Here is an 18,989-nt window from a genome sequence, read left to right as displayed (position 1 = left end):
CTTCTCCTTAAGCGTCGACGGCCGCGCAGATCAAGTTGATCCCGCGTGCCGTCAGTTGTTCACGGGCCTCAGCGCTGAGGCGTTCGTCGGTTATCAGGGTATGGATGCTGCTCCAGGGCAGCTCCAGGTTGGGAATCTTGCGGCCGATCTTGTCGCTCTCGACCATCACCACGACTTCGCGGGCCACCTCGGCCATGACCCGGCTGAGACCCAGTAATTCATTGAAGGTGGTGGTACCGCGCGCCAGATCGATGCCGTCGGCACCGATGAATAATTGATCGAAGTCATAGGAGCGCAGCACCTGCTCGGCGACCTGGCCCTGGAACGACTCGGAGTGCGGGTCCCAGGTGCCACCAGTCATCAATAGCATCGGCTCATGCTCCAGGTCGCGCAGGGCAGTGGCCACGTTCAGCGAGTTGGTCATCACCACCAGGCCCGGCTTGTGCCCCAACTCGGGGATCATCGCCGCGGTGGTGGTGCCGCTGTCGATGATGATCCGCGCATGCTCACGAATGCGTGCCACGCCGGCACGGGCGATCGCCTGCTTGTATTTCGAGATCGGCTGCCCGCCGTCAGCGATCAACTCCTGCGGCATTGGCACCGCGCCACCGTAACGACGCAGCAACAGGCCATTCTTTTCCAGGGCGGCGAGGTCCTTGCGAATGGTCACTTCCGAGGTCGAAAAACCCTTGGCCAACGCATCGACGCTGACCTCGCCCTGCTCGGCGAGCAGGGCGAGGATGGCGTGACGGCGTTGCGGAGTGTTGCGTTTCGACATTCTAAGTTTCGATTCGAAAGATAATTGCGCGAATCAAAACCTAATGAAGCTTTTCCGTCAAGAGTAAAGCCGATGGAAGGCCGTTAGATGAGTTGAGCACGGCGCTACCCATCCTGCCTATCGGGCCGTTGAAAAATGTAGCGAGCGAAGGCTAGGCAAGGCAAAACCACCCGATAAAGCGCAGTGTACGAGCTGTACATGAGAATTTTGAGGCCCCGCGTCCCGGGCTGATTTCAACGCCGCATAGCCGAGCGCAGTAGTTTTTCAACGGCCTGCTAAGTGATGGGTTACGCCGCTACGCGTCTAGCCCATCCTATGACCAGCCTCACTTGTTGATCTTCACCGGGCGCTTCCAGCCTTCGATATTGCGCTGCTTGGCCCGCCCGACTGCCAGGGTGTCGGCCGGTACATCGCTGGTAATCACCGAGCCCGCACCGGTGGTGACACCGTCGCCCAGGATCAGCGGGGCGACCAGGGCACTGTTGGAGCCGATGAATACATCCTCACCCAGTACCGTCTTGAACTTGTTGGCACCATCGTAATTGCAGGTGATGGTGCCGGCGCCGATGTTAGTGCGCGCGCCGATCTCGGCATCGCCCAGGTAGCTAAGGTGGCCGGCCTTGGCGCCCTCGCCGAGCACGGCGTTTTTCAATTCGACGAAGTTACCCACATGGGCCTTGGCGCCCAGCACGGCACCGGGGCGCAAGCGGGCGAAGGGGCCACAATCGGCACCCTCACCGACTTCGGCACCTTCCAGGTGGCTGTTGGCCTTGACCACGGCACCCTGGCGCAGCGTGCTGTTGCTGATCACGCAGTTCGGGCCGATGTGCACGCCGTCCTCGATGACCACGCGGCCTTCGAGGATCACGTTGATATCGATCAGCACGTCGCGGCCGACAGTGACCTCTCCGCGCAGATCGAAGCGCGCCGGATCACGCAGGGTCACGCCTTGGGCCATCAGCTGGCGCGCCGCACGCTGCTGGTAATGGCGCTCCAGTTCGGCGAGCTGAATGCGATCGTTGGCGCCTTGTACTTCCATGGCGTCCAACGGTTGTTCGGTGGCGACCACTAAACCGTCGGCCACCGCCATGGCAATCACGTCGGTGAGGTAATACTCGCCCTGGGCGTTGCTGTTGGACAAACGCCCCAGCCAGTCGCCTAGACGCTTGCCGGGCACCGCAAGAATCCCGGTATTGCCTTCGCAGATCTGCCGCTGCTCCGGGGTCGCGTCTTTTTGCTCGACGATGGCCAGCACCTTGCCCGTCTTGTCGCGCAGGATGCGTCCGTAACCGGTCGGATCGTTGAGGTCGACCGTCAATAGCCCAAGCTGCTCGTCGCCGACCTTCTCCAGCAGGCGCTGCAGGGTGCCCTGTTCCATCAGCGGCACATCGCCATAGAGAATTAGCACCCGCTCGGCGCTAAGCGCGGGCAGCGCCTGGGCCACGGCATGGCCGGTGCCCAGTTGCTCGGTCTGCAGCACGAAGTTCAGGTCATCCGCCGCCAGGCGCTCACGCACTTGTTCGGCACCGTGGCCGATCACCACATGAATACCCTGTGGCTGTAGCGTGCGCGCGGTATCGATGACATGTCCGAGCATGGATTTTCCAGCCACCGGGTGCAGTACCTTGGGCAGCGCGGAGCGCATGCGGGTGCCTTGGCCGGCAGCGAGGATGACGATATCGAGCGACATGAAAGTTGATCCTGAAGATGCGTGACTGGGTAGAGACGTTTTTGCCGAAACCCCGGCTGCGCAACGACTGCCAGCAGGCTGGGTTTCGCTGCGCTCTACCCAGCCTACGGGTGAAAAATCAGACGAAAAAAAGGGTAGCCAAGGCTACCCTTTTTCTACTGTGCGATGAAGCCTGACGGAATCAGCTGCCGCCAAACTTCTTGCGCAGCTGCTGGACGGTGCGCAGCTGAGCTGCAGCCTCGGCCAAGCGAGCGGCGGCGGAGCCGTAATCGAACTCCGCACCTTTGTCATGCAGGGCCTTCTCGGCAGCCTTGACGGCTTCCTGAGCGGAGGCTTCGTCCAGGTCGGCAGCGCGCTGTACGGTGTCGGCCAGGACCTTCACCATGTTCGGCTGCACTTCCAGGAAGCCACCGGAGATGTAGAACACCTCAGCTTCGCCACCCTGCTTGATCAGGCGGATCGGACCCGGCTTGAGATCGGTGATCAGCGGCGCGTGACCCGGGGCGATACCGATATCGCCCAGGTTACCGTGCGCAACCACCATCTCGACCAGGCCGGAGAAGATCTCGCCTTCCGCGCTGACGATGTCGCAATGGACTGTCATAGCCATATCTTGCCTCACGTAAGCGCCCGTCACCGGGCGCACGGATTACAGTTTCTTGGCTTTCTCGACGGCTTCTTCGATGCCACCAACCATGTAGAACGCTTGTTCTGGCAGGCTGTCGTAGTCACCGTTGAGGATGCCCTTGAAGCCAGCAATGGTGTCTTTCAGGGAAACGTATTTACCCGAAGCACCAGTGAAGACTTCAGCCACGAAGAACGGCTGCGACAGGAAGCGCTGGATCTTACGTGCACGGGATACCAACTGCTTGTCGGTTTCCGACAGCTCGTCCATACCCAGGATCGCAATGATGTCCTTCAGCTCCTTGTAGCGCTGCAGCACGTACTGAACGCCGCGAGCGGTGTCGTAGTGCTCCTGGCCGATAACCATCGGATCCAGCTGACGCGAAGTGGAGTCGAGCGGATCGACCGCTGGGTAGATACCCAGGGAAGCGATGTCACGCGACAGTACGACGGTGGCGTCCAAGTGGGCGAAGGTGGTCGCCGGGCTCGGGTCAGTCAAGTCGTCCGCAGGTACGTAAACGGCCTGGATCGAGGTGATCGAGCCCTGCTTGGTCGACGTGATGCGCTCCTGCAGGATACCCATCTCTTCGGCCAGGGTCGGCTGGTAACCTACTGCCGACGGCATACGGCCGAGCAGTGCGGATACTTCGGTACCGGCCAAGGTATAACGGTAGATGTTGTCAACGAACAACAGTACGTCGTTACCTTCGTCACGGAACTTCTCGGCCATGGTCAGACCGGTCAGTGCTACGCGCAGACGGTTGCCTGGTGGCTCGTTCATCTGACCGTAGACCAGGGCTACCTTGTCGAGAACGTTGGAGTCCTTCATCTCGTGGTAGAAGTCGTTACCCTCACGAGTACGCTCGCCCACACCGGCGAACACGGAATAACCGCTGTGCTCGATGGCGATGTTACGGATCAGTTCCATCATGTTTACGGTCTTGCCGACACCGGCACCACCGAACAGACCGACTTTACCGCCTTTGGCGAACGGGCAGATCAGGTCGATAACCTTGATGCCGGTTTCCAGCAGGTCGTTGCCGCCCGCTTGCTCAGCGAAAGACGGTGCCGGGCGGTGAATGCCCCAACGCTCTTCTTCGCCAATCGGACCGGCTTCGTCGATCGGGTTGCCAAGCACGTCCATGATCCGGCCCAGAGTCGCTTTACCGACTGGTACGGAGATGGCTGCGCCCGTGTTGTTGACGTCCAGACCGCGCTTCAAGCCTTCGGTCGAGCCCATCGCAATGGTACGTACCACGCCGTCGCCCAGCTGCTGCTGAACTTCCAGGGTGGTGTCGGCGCCTTGAACTTTCAAAGCGTCGTAGATGCCCGGGACCTGATCGCGTGGGAATTCCACGTCGATCACGGCGCCGATGATTTGTACGATACGTCCGCTACTCATAGCTGGATCCTCTGAATATATGAACCGGTATCAGACCGCGGCTGCGCCGCCAACGATTTCCGAGATCTCTTGGGTGATCGCCGCCTGACGTGCCTTGTTGTAGATCAGCTGCAAATCGCTGATCAGATCACCGGCGTTGTCAGTAGCGTTCTTCATCGCGATCATCCGCGCCGCTTGTTCAGCTGCGTTGTTCTCGATCACCGCCTGGTACACCTGCGACTCCACGTACCGCACCATCAGGCCGTCAAGCAGCTCTTTGGCGTCGGGTTCGTAGAGGTAGTCCCAGTGATGCTTGAGTTCCTGATCCGGATCGGCCACCAGCGGAATCAATTGCTCCACTGTCGGCTTTTGCGTCATGGTATTGACGAACTTGTTGGAAACCACGGCCAAGCGGTCGATACGACCCTCGAGGTAGGCATCCAGCATCACCTTGACGCTGCCGATCAGATCATTGATCGACGGCTCTTCGCCCAGGTGGCTGATTGCAGCAACGACGTTGCCGCCGAAGTTGCGGAAAAACGCCGCACCCTTGCTGCCTACTACGCAGAGATCGATCTCTACACCGTTTTCGCGGTTTACCACCATGTCCTTGACCAGGGCCTTGAACAGGTTGGTGTTCAAGCCGCCGCACAGACCACGGTCACTGCTCACCACGACGTAACCGACACGCTTTACTTCACGCTCGATCATGAATGGGTGACGGTATTCCGGGTTGGCGTTGGCCAGATGACCAATTACCTGGCGGATACGCTCCGCGTAAGGACGGCTGGCAGACATGCGCATTTGTGCTTTGCGCATCTTGCTGACAGCCACCTTTTCCATGGCGCTGGTGATCTTTTGCGTGCTTTTGATGCTCGCAATCTTGCTGCGAATCTCTTTTGCGCCTGCCATGTAACACCTATCGGGTTAGCAGGCGGAGGTCTTGCGACCTCCGCTGCGGCTTACCAGGTTTGGGTGGCCTTGAACTTCTCGATACCGGCTTTCAGGCCTGCATCGATTTCGTCATTGAAGTCACCCTTCACGTTGATCTTCGCCATCAGTTCGGCGTGATCGCGGTTGAAGTAAGCAATCAGCGCTTGTTCGAAGCTGCCGATTTTGACGATCTCGATGTCCTGCAGGAAGCCACGCTCGGCGGCATACAGGGACAACGACATGTCGGCGATGGACATCGGCGCGTATTGCTTCTGCTTCATCAGCTCGGTTACGCGCTGACCATGCTCAAGTTGCTTACGCGTGGCTTCGTCCAGATCAGAGGCGAACTGAGCGAAAGCCGCCAGTTCACGGTACTGAGCCAGAGCGGTACGGATACCACCGGAGAGCTTCTTGATGATCTTGGTCTGAGCCGCACCACCTACCCGGGATACCGACACACCCGCGTTCACCGCCGGACGGATGCCGGAGTTGAACATGGCCGATTCCAGGAAGATCTGACCGTCGGTGATCGAGATCACGTTGGTCGGTACGAACGCGGAGACGTCGCCAGCCTGAGTTTCGATGATTGGCAGAGCGGTCAAGGAACCGGTCTTGCCCTTCACTTCACCGTTGGTGAACTTCTCAACATACTCTTCGGATACGCGCGATGCGCGCTCCAGCAGACGGCTGTGGAGATAGAACACGTCGCCTGGGTAGGCTTCACGGCCTGGCGGACGGCGCAGCAGCAGGGAAATCTGGCGATAAGCCACAGCCTGCTTGGACAGATCGTCATAAACGATCAGCGCGTCTTCGCCGCGGTCGCGGAAGTACTCGCCCATGGTGCAACCGGCGTACGGTGCGATGAACTGCAGCGCAGCGGATTCGGAAGCACTGGCGGCGACGATGATGGTGTTAGCCAGCGCGCCGTTTTCTTCCAGTTTGCGTACCACGTTGGCGATGGTCGACTGCTTCTGACCGATAGCCACGTACACGCACTTAATGCCGCTGTTCTTCTGGTTGATGATCGCGTCGATCGCCAGAGCGGTTTTACCGATCTGACGGTCACCGATGATCAGCTCGCGCTGACCACGGCCAACCGGGATCATGGCGTCGACGGCCTTGTAACCGGTTTGTACCGGCTGGTCGACCGACTTACGCCAGATCACGCCCGGTGCAACCTTCTCAACCGCGTCGGTAGCGACGTTGTTCAGCGGGCCTTTACCGTCGACTGGGTTACCCAGGGCATCGACCACACGACCCAGCAGTTCCGGACCAACCGGAACTTCGAGGATGCGGCCGGTGCACTTGGCACTCATGCCTTCGGCCAGGGACTGGTAAGCACCGAGAACCACGGCGCCGACAGAGTCGCGCTCCAGGTTCATGGCCATACCGTAAACGCTGCCCGGGAACTCGATCATTTCGCCGTACATAACGTCGGCCAGACCGTGAATCCGCACGATACCGTCAGACACGCTGACGACTGTGCCTTCGTTACGGGCTTGCGAGGCTACATCGAGTTTGTCGATGCGGCCCTTGATGATTTCACTTATTTCGGAAGGATTGAGTTGCTGCATAGCTCTGCTGCCCCTTCAAACTCAAGATTTCAATGCTTCGGCCAGTTTCGCGAGTTTCCCGCGTACTGAGCCATCGATAACCAGGTCGCCGGCGCGAATAACGACACCACCAATCAAGGTGGCATCCTCCGCGGCGTGCAGACGCACTTCTCGACCGAGCCGTGCACTGAGAACCTTGGCGAGTTTGTCTTGCTGTTCTTCGTTCAATGCAAAGGCACTGGTGACGTCCACATCAACCGATTTTTCCTGTTCGGCTTTCAACAGCTCGAACAGTTCGGCGATCTCTGGAAACAACGCCAGACGATCGTTTTCGGCGACTACGTGGACGAAATTGCGTACCTGCTCGTTGAACTTGTCACCACACACCTCGATAAAGGCGGTGGCTTTATCTGTACTCGTCAGACGCGGAGCCGTGAGCATGCGCTGGATGGTGTCGTCTTGCGACACCGCAGCGGCCAGGCCGAGCATGGCTGACCAAGGGGCCAGTTGCTGGTGGGCCTGAGCGTACTCAAAAGCAGCCTTAGCGTAAGGTCGGGCCAGCGTGGTCAATTCTGCCATGATCGCGCCCTCGCTTAAATTTCGGCTGCCAGTTTGGAAACCAGCTCCGCATGCGCGTTTTGGTCGATAGATGCGCTCAGGATCTTCTCGGCGCCGCTGACTGCCAGGCTACCCACTTGGGCACGCAAGGCGTCTTTGACACTGTTCAGTTCCTGTTCGATCTCGGCCTGAGCCTGAGCCTTCACACGGTCAGCTTCGAGACGGGCCTGTTCACGGGCTTCGTCGACGATCTGGTTACCGCGTTTCTTGGCTTGCTCAATGATCTCGGCTGCCTGGGTTTTGGCTTCGCGCAGTTGTTGACCCACTTTCTCATGGGCCAACTCCAGGTCACGAGCCGCACGGCTGGCAGCGTCCAGACCATCTGCAATCTTCTTCTGACGCTCCTGCAAAGCAGTAATGACCGGAGGCCATACGAACTTCATGCAGAACAGTACGAAGATGAAGAAGGCAACGGCCTGGCCAATCAGGGTTGCATTAATGTTCACGCCAACACCTCGCTCGTTCGTTGTCCGGCAAACCAATCACTCGATTATTCGAGTGATTAGCCAGCGATTTGACCAACGAAGGGGTTCGCGAAGGTGAAGAACAGTGCGATACCAACACCGATCATGGTCACGGCGTCGAGCAGACCGGCGACGATGAACATTTTAACTTGCAGCATCGGAACCATTTCCGGCTGACGCGCGGCGCCTTCCAGGAACTTGCCACCCAGCAGACCGAAGCCAATAGCGGTACCCAGGGCACCCAGGCCAATCAGCAGTGCAACAGCAATCGCGGTCAGACCAACTACAGTTTCCATTTTTCCTCCCGACTTTTACGTCGTATTGGTTAAGGTTTTTAAAGGTAGAGCGGTAAAACTAAATCGTTGCTTCTGTTGCCCTTGCGGGCGTCCATCAACATCGCCACATCTCTGGATCTTCGCCGTTGAGGAAAAGATCCAGGGAGCTGCGTGCGGTATTAATGGTTGTCTTCGTGCGCCATCGACAGGTAGACGATGGTCAACATCATGAAGATGAACGCCTGCAGCGTAATGATCAGGATGTGGAACACCGCCCACGCCCAGTTCAGGACAACACCCAGGCCACTGAGCCAGAGCAGGCCACTGCCGAACATCACGGCAATCAGGATAAAGATCAGTTCGCCGGCGTACATGTTGCCGAACAGACGCAGGGCCAGCGAGATTGGCTTGGCGATCAGCGTGACGAACTCGAGGAGGAAGTTGACCGGGATCAGCAGCGCCTGAACCAGAACATTCTTGCTACCAAAGGGGTGTAGGGTCAGTTCGCCGATGAAGCCGCCGATACCCTTGACCTTGATGCTGTAGAAGATGATCAGTGCGAACACCGACAGGGCCATTCCCAGGGTCGCGTTCGGATCAGTAGTCGGCACGACACGGAAGGACAGATGCGGATCACCGGTAATGGTTGCGGCCAGTAATGGCAGGAAGTCGACCGGGATCAGGTCCATCAGGTTCATCAGGAAGATCCAGACGAAGATGGTCAGAGCCAGCGGTGCGATCAACGGATTGCGTCCGTGGAAAGTGTCCTTGACGCTGCCGTCAACGAACTCGATCAGCACTTCGACGAAGTTTTGCAGGCCGCCCGGTTGACCGCTGGTGGCGCGCTTGGCGGCCATGCGGAACACCAGGACGAAGACCAGGCCCAATACAACGGACCAGCCCAGGGTATCCACGTGGAACGCCCAGAAACCCATTTCTTTAGCTTGTTCTGCGGTGTGGGCAAAGCCCCAGTCACCCGTTGGCAGCTTCCCGAAAGTCAGGTTCTGCAGGTGGTGCTGGATGTAGCCCGAAGCGGTTTGTTCTGCCATGGTTGCCTCAAACGCCCTAAGGTCTCAAAAATCTTATTTTCATCAACAGCGGTGCGAACCAGTTGACCACTTGGGTCAGAAGAAAGACGCCGAACACTGCCAGCGCCTCCAATGGCTTCACCCCTGCAAACGTCAGTGCAAACAGCACTGCCGTCAGAATTAACTTGCCCGCTTCACCGGCATAAAAAGACCGGACTATGGCTTGGGCGGCCCGCGCTCCAGTGAAACGGAACGCCTTGTGGGCAAAGTACAGATTGGGTAGCCACGCAATCAAGCCACCCAGCAAGCCAGAGTATCCGGTCGTTACACCGCGCCACTGCCAGAGAACGACGGCGGCAAGCAGGACCACGACCAGTTGAGCCAGCAATACCGGAAAAACCGGCAGACGATGGAAGGGCAGGCGGTTTTGCGTGCGAACATCCATCGTGTTGTTCCTGAATCAGTCCTCGAGTGCCGGCGCCAAAAAAATAATTGGCATACTTTGTGCCGACGAAATGCGCGCAGAGTATAGGGGTGCTTCCCAGCCCATTCAACTGCCAGGTAGTGATTTCCGACTACACACTACAGCCTCAATTGTTTCAGCGAATGTGGGCAAGCACGCCCTGCAATTCATCCAATGAGCTGTAGCGGATGACCAATTGGCCTTTGCCTTTTTGCCCGTGCTTGATCTGCACCGGCGAGCCCAGCCGCTCAGCCAGGCGTTGTTCGAGCCGGCTGATGTCCGGGTCTACCTTGGTCTCTGTGACCGGTTTCTCCTTACTGTTCAACCACTGTCGCACCAGTGCCTCGGTTTGGCGCACGCTGAGTCCACGCGCGACAACATGTCGCGCCCCTTCGACCTGCTGTTCAGCCGGTAAACCGAGCAAGGCACGGGCGTGGCCCATTTCCAGATCACCATGGGCGAGCAAGGTCTTGATCTCTTCCGGCAAGGCGATCAGCCGCAACAGGTTGCTGATGGTCACCCGGGACTTACCCACAGCCTCCGCCACTTGCTGTTGGGTCAATTGGAACTCTTGCTGCAGGCGCTGCAGGGCCATGGCTTCCTCAATCGGGTTGAGGTCTTCGCGCTGAATGTTCTCGATCAGCGCCATCGCAATGGTGGCTTCGTCTGGAAGCTCGCGCACCATAGCGGGAATCTTCTCCAGTCCCGCCTGATGACTGGCACGCCAACGGCGTTCGCCGGCAACGATCTCGAAGCGTCCGTCGGCAATCGGCCGTACCACGATCGGCTGCATCACCCCGTGGGACTTGATCGACTGGGCCAGCTCTTCCAGCGCAGTGGGATCCATATCCCGGCGTGGCTGGTATTTACCGCGCTGGATCAGATCCAGCGGCACGTATTGCAGTTCGCTGATGTCGGCCTGGGCCGCTTCGTCTTGCAACGCGACGACGCTGGTTCCCCCTAGCAGGGCGTCCAACCCTCTTCCCAGCCCTCGTTTCTTGGCGGCCATGCGGAATTCCTTATGCGGTTGCAGTGTGAGCGTTTGCACGCTGGCGACGAACCAGTTCGCCAGCCAACGCCAGGTAGGCGATGGCACCACGGGATTGCTTGTCATAAACCAGCGCCGGCATGCCGAAGCTCGGAGCTTCAGCCAGGCGCACATTGCGTGGAATCACGGTTTGGTACAGCTGATCGGGAAAGTGTTCCTTGAGCTGAGCCGAGACATCGTTGGTCAGGCTGATGCGCGGATCGTACATGGTACGCAACAAGCCTTCGATCTTCAGGTTCGGATTGAGCAGCTGGCCGATGCGCTGAATGCTGTTGACCAGATCACTCAGGCCCTCCAGTGCGTAATACTCACACTGCATGGGGATAATCACCGCATCGGCGGCAACCAGCGCGTTGATCGTCAGCATCGACAGCGCCGGCGGGCAGTCGATGAGGATGTAATCGTAATTCTCGCGAATCGGCGCCAGCGCATAGCGCAGGCGGCTCTCCTTCATCTTCATCTCCAGCAGGGAGACTTCGGCTGCGGTCAGGTCGCGGTTGGCTGGCAGCAACTGATATCCGCCGTGCTCGGAAAACTGCATGGCCTGCACCAGGTCGCATTCGCCGATCAGTACGTCATAGATCGAATGCTCCAGGGCATGCTTGTCGATCCCACTGCCCATGGTCGCATTGCCCTGTGGATCGAGGTCGATCAACAGCACGCGTCGCTTGGTCGCGACCAGCGACGCGGCCAGATTGACGCAGGTGGTGGTCTTGCCCACACCGCCTTTCTGGTTGGCGATTGCGAATACTTTAGCCATGCTGCTTTTCCCCTAGACCGAGCGTCGCAGTATCAGCAGATGGCGCTGACCTTGGCAACCGGGAACCTTGAGCACGTGAGTGGCGAGCAGCGAAAAATCTGCCGGCAGGGCTTGTAACTCATCGTCAGGGTGCACCCCCTTCATCGCCAACCAGCGGGTATTGCCATCGCCCAGGTGTCGCGTCCAGTCGCTGAAATCCTGCAACGAGCTGAAAGCCCGCGAGCAGATACCGCTGAACGGACGCTCGGGAGTGAAGCCTTCGACCCGGCTGTGGATAACTTCCAGGTTGCTCAACTGCAGCTCCAGCTTCACTTGTGTGAGGAAGCGGGTCTTCTTGCCGTTGGAGTCGAGCAGGGTGAAGCGCCGCTCGGGAAACATAATGGCCAGTGGAATGCCCGGCATGCCGCCGCCGCTACCGACATCCAGCCAGTTATCCCCAGCTTCTGCCACATAGGGCACCACGCTGAGGCTGTCGAGCAGATGGCGCGAGACCATTTCGTCTGGATTACGCACCGCGGTCAGGTTGTAGGCCTTGTTCCACTTGATCAGCAGCGCCAGGTAGGCGAGCAGTTGCTGGTGTTGCTGGGCGGACAGTTCAACGCCCAATTCACGCGCGCCCTGGCTGAGTTCTTCGGCATGGCTGGAGGTAACCAGAGACATCAGGCGCTTTGCTCCAACTGGCGGCCGGCACCGCGCTTTTTCAGATGAATCAGCAACAGCGAGATCGCTGCCGGAGTCACCCCGGGAATCCGTGAGGCCTGGCCCAGGGTCTGCGGCCGGGCATCACCCAACTTGTGCTGGATTTCCTTGGATAATCCGGAAATTCCGTTGTAGTCGATATCCGTTGGCAACTGGGTATTCTCGCTCGCGCGCAGACGGGCGATTTCATCCTGCTGGCGGTCGATGTAACCGGCGTACTTGGTCTTGATCTCGACCTGCTCGGCGACCTGCGGATCTTCGGCGCCGCCGCCGGTCACTGCGACCAGACCGGCGTAGTCGATTTCCGGGCGCGCTAGCAGGTTGAGCAGGTTGTATTCGTGAGTCAACGGGGTGCCGAAGCGTTCGGCGATGGCATCGCCTTGCATCGTATTCGGACGTACCCAGGTGCTTTTCAAGCGTTGCTCTTCCTGGGCGATGCCTTCGCGCTTGGCCTCGAAAGCCGCCCAGCGCTGATCGTCGACCAGACCCAATTCGCGGCCTTTTTCGGTCAGCCGCAGGTCGGCGTTGTCTTCCCGCAGGATCAAACGGTATTCGGCCCGCGAGGTGAACATGCGATACGGTTCCTGGGTACCCAGGGTGATCAGATCGTCGACCAGTACGCCGATGTAGGCTTCGTCGCGGCGCGGGCACCAGGCTTCGCGGCCTTGGGCACGCAGCGCCGCATTGCAGCCGGCCAACAACCCCTGGGCGCCGGCTTCTTCGTAGCCGGTGGTGCCGTTGATCTGACCGGCGAAATACAGGCCGCCGATGACTTTGGTTTCCAGGCTGTACTTCAGGTCCCGCGGATCGAAGTAATCGTACTCGATGGCGTAACCGGGGCGAATGATGTGAGCGTTCTGCATGCCGCGAATCGAACGCACCAGCTCCAGTTGCACATCGAAGGGCAGCGAGGTGGAAATACCATTGGGGTACAGCTCATGGGTGGTCAGGCCTTCCGGCTCGATGAACACCTGGTGACTGTCTTTGTCGGCGAAACGGTGAATCTTGTCTTCAATGGACGGGCAGTAACGCGGACCGACGCCATCGATCACCCCTGAATACATGGGGGAGCGATCCAGGTTGGCGGCGATGATCTCGTGGGTACGGGTGTTGGTATGGGTGATCCAGCAACTGACCTGACGGGGATGCTGTTGCTGGTTACCGAGGAACGACATTACCGGGATCGGCGTGTCCCCGGGTTGCTCGGTCATCTGGGTGAAATCTACCGAACGGCCATCAATGCGCGGTGGGGTACCGGTTTTCAGGCGACCGACGCGCAGCGGCAACTCACGCAGGCGATGGGCCAAAGCAATTGAAGGTGGGTCGCCGGCGCGGCCACCGGTGTAGTTCTGCATGCCGATGTGGATAAGTCCACCGAGGAAGGTGCCGGTGGTCAGCACCACCGAGTCGGCGAGGAAGCGCAGGCCCATCTGCGTGACCACGCCCTTGACCTGTTCGTTCTCGACGATCAGGTCATCCGCGGCTTGCTGGAATATCCACAGGTTGGTCTGGTTTTCCAGGGTTTCGCGGATGACGGCCTTGTACAACAGACGATCGGCCTGGGCGCGGGTCGCGCGGACAGCGGGGCCCTTGCGACTGTTCAGCACACGAAATTGAATACCCGCAAGATCGGTGGCATGGGCCATGGCGCCACCGAGAGCGTCGATTTCCTTGACCAAGTGGCTTTTGCCGATGCCACCAATGGCTGGATTGCAGCTCATCTGCCCCAAGGTTTCCACGTTATGGGTCAGCAGCAGGGTTTTTACCCCCATACGTGCAGCCGCGAGCGCAGCCTCGGTGCCGGCGTGGCCACCGCCGATCACGATCACATCAAAACGGGAAGGGAAATCCACCACGCACCTCGTGCCTGTTGAGAAATGGGGGAGGCTTTTATCGGGAAAAGCGGGAAGCCGGCAAGTATAGGCACTTACCGCCCCTGAAAGAACCCTCCTGGACAAAAAATAGCCAACCCTCAGGTCGTGTGAAATCCGCTCGGTTAATAAGTATAGAAAGAATGAATTTATTTAAAGCTTTGTTTTTATGTTTATTACTACTGCCGTTGCTTTCTGTGGATAGATGGCTACAGCCCTTTATTTTCAAGGTATTAATTCATGTATAAGGCTGTGCCTAGCAGGGGATGAGGGGTTTGGATAAGCGCCCTAAACCTGTGGATTAAACAGCTAGTTGTCCACAGCGGGATTTATAGGCAGCTTTCCCCCCTGCTTATAGACCGGGTTTAGGGGCGGTTTTCCACAGGGCTTATGCCAGGCTTCGCCCACGTAAAAGCCGCCTCGCGAGTCGGCGAGCTGGATTAAAAAATGAGTTTTGCGGGTCGCGGGTGATGCACAACCGATGAGGCGCGCCCAGACGATCTCGCCCTATGCGGGAAATCAGTGGATAGCAGGCGCTAGTACAGGCTTATTTGCCGATGCAGAAACTGGAAAAAATGCGCCCGAGCAAGTCGTCCGAGCTGAAGGCACCGGTGATTTCGCCAAGGACCTGCTGGGCCTGACGCAGGTCTTCGGCCAGCAGCTCACCGGCGCCCGCCAGGGTCAGCTGTGCGTGACCGTGTTGCAGGCAGGTATCCGCCTGACGTAACGCCTCTAAGTGGCGTCGGCGGGCGCTGAAGCTGCTTTCAGAGGTCTGTTGATAACCCATGCAGGCTTTTAGATGTTCGCGCAGCAGCTCCAGGCCTGCATTCGATTTAGCCGACAGGCCGATGGTGACATGGCCGTCGGCGCAGACGTTCAAGGCTGTAGGTTCGTTGGACAGGTCTGTCTTGTTACGAATCAGCGTGACCTTGGCCGGATCGGGTCGCCGATCGAGAAACTCCGGCCACAAGGCGAATGGATCCGCCGCCTCGGGGGCCGTGGTATCGACCATCAGCAAAATCCGGTCTGCATCGTTAATGGCGCTCAAGGCCCGCTCGACCCCAATTTTCTCAACCTGATCTTCGGTGTCACGCAAACCGGCAGTATCCACCACGTGTAACGGCATGCCGTCGATGTGGATATGTTCGCGCAGCACATCCCGCGTGGTGCCGGCGATTTCGGTGACGATGGCTGCCTCACGCCCGGCCAAGGCATTGAGCAGGCTCGACTTGCCGGCATTCGGGCGGCCGGCGATCACCACGGTCATGCCATCGCGCAGCAGCGCACCTTGGCCCGCTTCACGCAACACTGCGGCGAGATCGGCGCGTACCTCCTGCAACAGGCTCAACACGTGACCATCGGCGAGGAAGTCGATTTCTTCCTCGGGAAAGTCGATAGCCGCTTCGACATAAATCCGCAGGCTGATCAGGCGCTCGGTCAAGTTATGCACACGTTTTGAGAACTCGCCTTGCAGTGAGCGCAAGGCGTTGCGCGCGGCTTGTTCCGAGCTGGCTTCGATCAAGTCGGCGATGGCCTCGGCCTGGGCCAGGTCGAGTTTGTCATTGAGGAAGGCGCGCTCGCTGAATTCGCCGGGGCGGGCCAACCGCGCACCAAGCTGCAGACAGCGACGTAACAGCAGATCCAGTACCACCGGACCACCGTGGCCCTGCAGTTCCAGCACATCTTCGCCGGTAAAGGAGTTCGGCCCGGGAAAATACAAGGCCAGGCCTTCATCGATCACCTGCTCGGCGTCAGCGAAAAAAGGCCCGTAGTGGGCATAACGGGGCGTCAGCTCACGTTGGCAAACCGCCTGCGCCATTTGTTTGGCCAGGGTACCGGAGACCCGCACGATACCGACGCCACCACGCCCTTGGGCGGTAGCTACTGCTGCAATGGTTTCACGGCCTGCTTGCATGCGGGACTCCAAATCCTGGATAGCAAGACGCCCCACGATGGGGGCGTCTTGTATAACGGCTAGCTCGAGCTTAAACGCTCTGGCTTATCAGGCCGCAGCCGCCTTGGTTGCTGCTTCGATCTTGCGGGTAATGTACCACTGCTGTGCAATCGACAAGCAGTTGTTGACCACCCAGTACAGCACAAGACCGGCCGGGAACCAGAGGAAGAAGAAGGTGAAGATGATCGGCATCATTTTCATCACCTTGGCTTGCATCGGGTCCGGTGGAGTCGGGTTGAGTTGCTGCTGGATAAACATGGTCGCGCCCATGATGATCGGCAGGATGAAGAACGGATCCTTGATCGACAGGTCGGTGATCCAGAACATCCATGGCGCCTGGCGCATTTCCACGCTTTCCAGCAACACCCAGTACAGCGCCAGGAATACCGGCATCTGCACCAGGATCGGCAGACAGCCGCCCAGTGGATTGATCTTCTCTTTCTTGTACAACTCCATCATCGACTGCGACATTTTCTGCCGATCGTCGCCATGCTGTTCCTTCAGCGCTGCCAGTTTTGGCGCCACGGCCCGCATGCGCGCCATGGATTTATAACTGGCCGCCGACAGTGGGAAAAAGGCCAGTTTGATGATGATGGTCAGAACGATGATCGACCATCCCCAGTTATTCAGCAGCGCTTGGATATGTCCGAGCAACCAGAATATCGGCTTGGCCAGGAACCACAGAATGCCGTAGTCGACGGTCAGGTCGAGCCCAGGAGACAGGGCTTCCAGATTCCCCTGGGATTTGGGTCCGGCATACAGAATGGCATTGGTTTCCGCGCTGGCGCCGGCCGGAATATTCAGTGCCGGGCCGGTGAAACCAATGATGTAGTTACCTTGGCTGTCCTTGCGGGTTTGCACCACGTTGGTGCTGTCTTTGCTCGGCACCCAGGCGGTTACGAAATAATGCTGCAACCAGGCGATCCAGCCACCTTGCACAGTTTCGCGCAGGTTTTTGTCATCCATGTCGCCTGTGGATATCTTCGTATAGGGTTTTTCCTGGGTCCACATGGCGGCGCCCAGGTAAGTGGCGGTGCCGGTGGCGGTACTGGAAGACGGATCGCCACTGTCATCGCGCTTGAGCTGACCGAACAGGTTACCGCTCCAGGCTTGAGCGCTCTGGTTGTCGATCAGGTAGCTGACATTCAGGTCGTACTGTCCGCGCTTGAGGGTAAAGCGCTTGATGTAGTTGACCCCGGCCTCACTGAATTTCAGTTCGACGACCAGCTGGTCCTGACCATCGCTCAGTTCGTAGCTGGTTTTCTCGCTGCTGTACAGCGGACGACCACTGGCGCGGGCATCAGGTCCGTTTGTGCCGGTCAGACCGCTCTGTGCGAGATACAGTCGCTCGCCACCGTTATCGAACAGCTGAAAGGGCACGTCGGGATGATCCTGACGACGCGGAAATTGTGGCAGCATCAACTGCACCACATCCCCGCCACGTGGATCGATGGCCATTTCGAGGACATCGGTTTTCACCCGGATCAGCGCATCGCTGATCACGCTGGGCGCCACACTCGCTTCGCTACCGATGGCATTCGCCGTAGGAACGTCACTACCGTCGGTGGCTCCAGAAATTTCCGGTAAACCAGGAACTGTGCTGCTGGCTGCGGAAGTCTGAGTCGGCAGGGGAGCTTGACCATAGTCCTGGTTCCACTGGAGAACCATCATATAGGTCACGACTGCCAGGGCGACGATCAGGATCGAGCGTTGAATATCCATGATTATTCGGCCATCGAAGAGGGGCTTGAGGTTTTCGCGGGGGGGACCGGGTCGTAGCCACCGGGATTCCACGGGTGACAGCGGCCAAGCCGACGCAAGGTCAGCCAGCCACCACGCATGACGCCACGTTGAGCAATGGCATCATGCGCGTAGCAAGAACAACTCGGGTAGAAGCGACAGTGGCTGGCCATCAACGGACTGATGGCATAGCGGTAAAACTGGATTGAAGCTAACACCAGTCTACGCATGGGTACTGTCGCTTCCTCCCGTTTCGGCATTCGCCTGCGGGTTAGGTTTGCTGCGCGCGAGTCGTTTCCAGAGCTTGCCGAATTGCTGAGCGAGTTCGGCATTTTCCAGATCACCCAAGCCTTTGCGTGCCACTACCACGATGTCCCAGCCAACCAGATTTTCCTGATTGGCCCGGAACGACTCGCGGATTTGGCGTTTCAGGCGATTGCGCTCAACCGAGAGCTTGACGCTCTTCTTGCCGATCACCAGGCCCAAACGGGGATGATCGAGCTCGTTGTTGCGCGCAAGCAGCAGGACATTCTTGCCCGGAGCTTTGCCGCTGGGGGAGTCGAAGACTGCCTTGAATTGCCGGGGGGTTAGTAAACGCTTTTCCCGGCCGAAGCCTCGACTCACCACAAGACTGAAATTAGACAGCTAGACGGGCACGGCCCTTGGCGCGGCGACGCGACAGGACGGCGCGACCGTTTTTAGTAGCCATGCGAGCACGGAAACCGTGAGTGCGAGCGCGTTTGATGGTGCTGGGTTGGAAAGTGCGTTTCATGATGCTTTACCTGGGTCGTCGACTACGGGCCGGAATGGCCCCCGTTTTAAGAGACCGGCGATTCTAGAGAAAGCCGAAGGCCAGGTCAATTTCCAACCAGCTTTTCGCTGGGCAGAAGACTGAAGAGATAGAAATATAAAGAAGAGAATATTTAAAGATCTTTTGTAGTGTCTGTAATTACTAGTGCGCAGTGGATCTGTGGATAAGTGCCTATAGGCCAGTAGCAGAAGGGTTTTCAGAGTGATGTAAGTCTGTCCAGAAACGGTGAGGGAGCTGTGTGAAGCATTCGGATAAGCTGGGGATGAAATGAGCTTTTATCCACAGCGTGGTTTTCCAAC

At 58.5% G+C, this 18,989-nt stretch carries 20 protein-coding genes; all 20 read right to left on the bottom strand.

Translation table 11 applies throughout. The annotated features are described in order from the left end of the window. Positions 1-7 precede the first annotated feature (7 nt). Entirely contained in the window at positions 8-778 is a 771-nt protein-coding gene (locus TMS3_RS02840) for a DeoR/GlpR family DNA-binding transcription regulator (protein ID WP_025163734.1), read from the bottom strand. 325 nt (positions 779-1,103) lie between these two features. After that, complete coding sequence (gene glmU / locus TMS3_RS02835; protein WP_025163733.1) at positions 1,104-2,468, bottom strand: bifunctional UDP-N-acetylglucosamine diphosphorylase/glucosamine-1-phosphate N-acetyltransferase GlmU; 1,365 nt, start codon at positions 2,466-2,468, stop codon at positions 1,104-1,106. Positions 2,469-2,649: 181 nt separating this feature from the next. Beyond that, the gene (locus TMS3_RS02830; protein ID WP_025163732.1) at positions 2,650-3,078 is read right to left on the bottom strand and encodes a F0F1 ATP synthase subunit epsilon; all 429 of its coding nucleotides are present in this window, start codon (positions 3,076-3,078) and stop codon (positions 2,650-2,652) included. A 39-nt stretch (positions 3,079-3,117) separates the two neighbouring features. Continuing rightward, entirely contained in the window at positions 3,118-4,494 is a 1,377-nt protein-coding gene (atpD, locus tag TMS3_RS02825; RefSeq protein WP_025163731.1) for a F0F1 ATP synthase subunit beta, read from the bottom strand. Between the two features lie 30 nt (positions 4,495-4,524). Beyond that, the gene (gene atpG / locus TMS3_RS02820) at positions 4,525-5,385 is read right to left on the bottom strand and encodes a F0F1 ATP synthase subunit gamma (protein WP_025163730.1); all 861 of its coding nucleotides are present in this window, start codon (positions 5,383-5,385) and stop codon (positions 4,525-4,527) included. Between the two features lie 50 nt (positions 5,386-5,435). Beyond that, positions 5,436-6,980: a F0F1 ATP synthase subunit alpha gene (atpA, locus tag TMS3_RS02815; RefSeq protein ID WP_025163729.1), complete on the bottom strand. Its 1,545-nt coding sequence runs from the start codon at positions 6,978-6,980 to the stop codon at positions 5,436-5,438. A gap of 21 nt (positions 6,981-7,001) precedes the next feature. Then, complete coding sequence (locus TMS3_RS02810; RefSeq protein WP_025163728.1) at positions 7,002-7,538, bottom strand: F0F1 ATP synthase subunit delta; 537 nt, start codon at positions 7,536-7,538, stop codon at positions 7,002-7,004. A 14-nt stretch (positions 7,539-7,552) separates the two neighbouring features. After that, positions 7,553-8,023: a F0F1 ATP synthase subunit B gene (locus tag TMS3_RS02805; protein WP_025163727.1), complete on the bottom strand. Its 471-nt coding sequence runs from the start codon at positions 8,021-8,023 to the stop codon at positions 7,553-7,555. Between the two features lie 56 nt (positions 8,024-8,079). Continuing rightward, on the bottom strand, positions 8,080-8,337 hold the full coding sequence (gene atpE, locus TMS3_RS02800; RefSeq protein ID WP_003097235.1) for a F0F1 ATP synthase subunit C: 258 nt from the start codon (positions 8,335-8,337) through the stop codon (positions 8,080-8,082). A 158-nt stretch (positions 8,338-8,495) separates the two neighbouring features. Then, entirely contained in the window at positions 8,496-9,365 is an 870-nt protein-coding gene (gene atpB / locus TMS3_RS02795; RefSeq protein WP_025163726.1) for a F0F1 ATP synthase subunit A, read from the bottom strand. Positions 9,366-9,381: 16 nt separating this feature from the next. Beyond that, positions 9,382-9,789 (bottom strand): F0F1 ATP synthase subunit I, encoded by a 408-nt coding sequence (locus TMS3_RS02790; protein ID WP_025163725.1) that lies wholly within the window; start codon positions 9,787-9,789, stop codon positions 9,382-9,384. A 154-nt stretch (positions 9,790-9,943) separates the two neighbouring features. Next, the gene (locus TMS3_RS02785; RefSeq protein ID WP_025163724.1) at positions 9,944-10,816 is read right to left on the bottom strand and encodes a ParB/RepB/Spo0J family partition protein; all 873 of its coding nucleotides are present in this window, start codon (positions 10,814-10,816) and stop codon (positions 9,944-9,946) included. Positions 10,817-10,826: 10 nt separating this feature from the next. Beyond that, complete coding sequence (locus TMS3_RS02780; RefSeq protein WP_025163723.1) at positions 10,827-11,615, bottom strand: ParA family protein; 789 nt, start codon at positions 11,613-11,615, stop codon at positions 10,827-10,829. Between the two features lie 12 nt (positions 11,616-11,627). Then, positions 11,628-12,275 carry a 16S rRNA (guanine(527)-N(7))-methyltransferase RsmG gene (gene rsmG / locus TMS3_RS02775; RefSeq protein ID WP_025163722.1) on the bottom strand — a complete coding sequence of 216 codons (648 nt, stop codon included), beginning with the start codon at positions 12,273-12,275 and terminating at the stop codon, positions 11,628-11,630. Further along, the gene (mnmG, locus tag TMS3_RS02770; RefSeq protein ID WP_025163721.1) at positions 12,275-14,167 is read right to left on the bottom strand and encodes a tRNA uridine-5-carboxymethylaminomethyl(34) synthesis enzyme MnmG; all 1,893 of its coding nucleotides are present in this window, start codon (positions 14,165-14,167) and stop codon (positions 12,275-12,277) included. The genes rsmG and mnmG overlap by 1 nt, the downstream gene beginning before the upstream one ends. Before the next feature lie 565 nt (positions 14,168-14,732). After that, positions 14,733-16,100: a tRNA uridine-5-carboxymethylaminomethyl(34) synthesis GTPase MnmE gene (gene mnmE / locus TMS3_RS02765; protein ID WP_025163720.1), complete on the bottom strand. Its 1,368-nt coding sequence runs from the start codon at positions 16,098-16,100 to the stop codon at positions 14,733-14,735. 87 nt (positions 16,101-16,187) lie between these two features. Then, entirely contained in the window at positions 16,188-17,861 is a 1,674-nt protein-coding gene (yidC, locus tag TMS3_RS02760) for a membrane protein insertase YidC (RefSeq protein WP_025163719.1), read from the bottom strand. Between the two features lie 2 nt (positions 17,862-17,863). Then, positions 17,864-18,109 carry a membrane protein insertion efficiency factor YidD gene (yidD, locus tag TMS3_RS24425; protein ID WP_235576597.1) on the bottom strand — a complete coding sequence of 82 codons (246 nt, stop codon included), beginning with the start codon at positions 18,107-18,109 and terminating at the stop codon, positions 17,864-17,866. After that, positions 18,102-18,503 (bottom strand): ribonuclease P protein component, encoded by a 402-nt coding sequence (gene rnpA, locus TMS3_RS02755; protein WP_025163718.1) that lies wholly within the window; start codon positions 18,501-18,503, stop codon positions 18,102-18,104. Before rnpA ends, yidD begins: the two co-directional genes overlap by 8 nt. 13 nt (positions 18,504-18,516) lie before the next feature. Then, positions 18,517-18,651: a 50S ribosomal protein L34 gene (rpmH, locus tag TMS3_RS24420; protein ID WP_003213577.1), complete on the bottom strand. Its 135-nt coding sequence runs from the start codon at positions 18,649-18,651 to the stop codon at positions 18,517-18,519. Positions 18,652-18,989 lie beyond the last annotated feature (338 nt).

This window comes from Pseudomonas taeanensis MS-3, assembly GCF_000498575.2.
GTDB lineage: Bacteria > Pseudomonadota > Gammaproteobacteria > Pseudomonadales > Pseudomonadaceae > Aquipseudomonas > Aquipseudomonas taeanensis.
The sequence above is the reverse complement of the archived record's forward strand: the minus strand, read 5'-3'. Positions and strand labels throughout refer to the sequence as shown.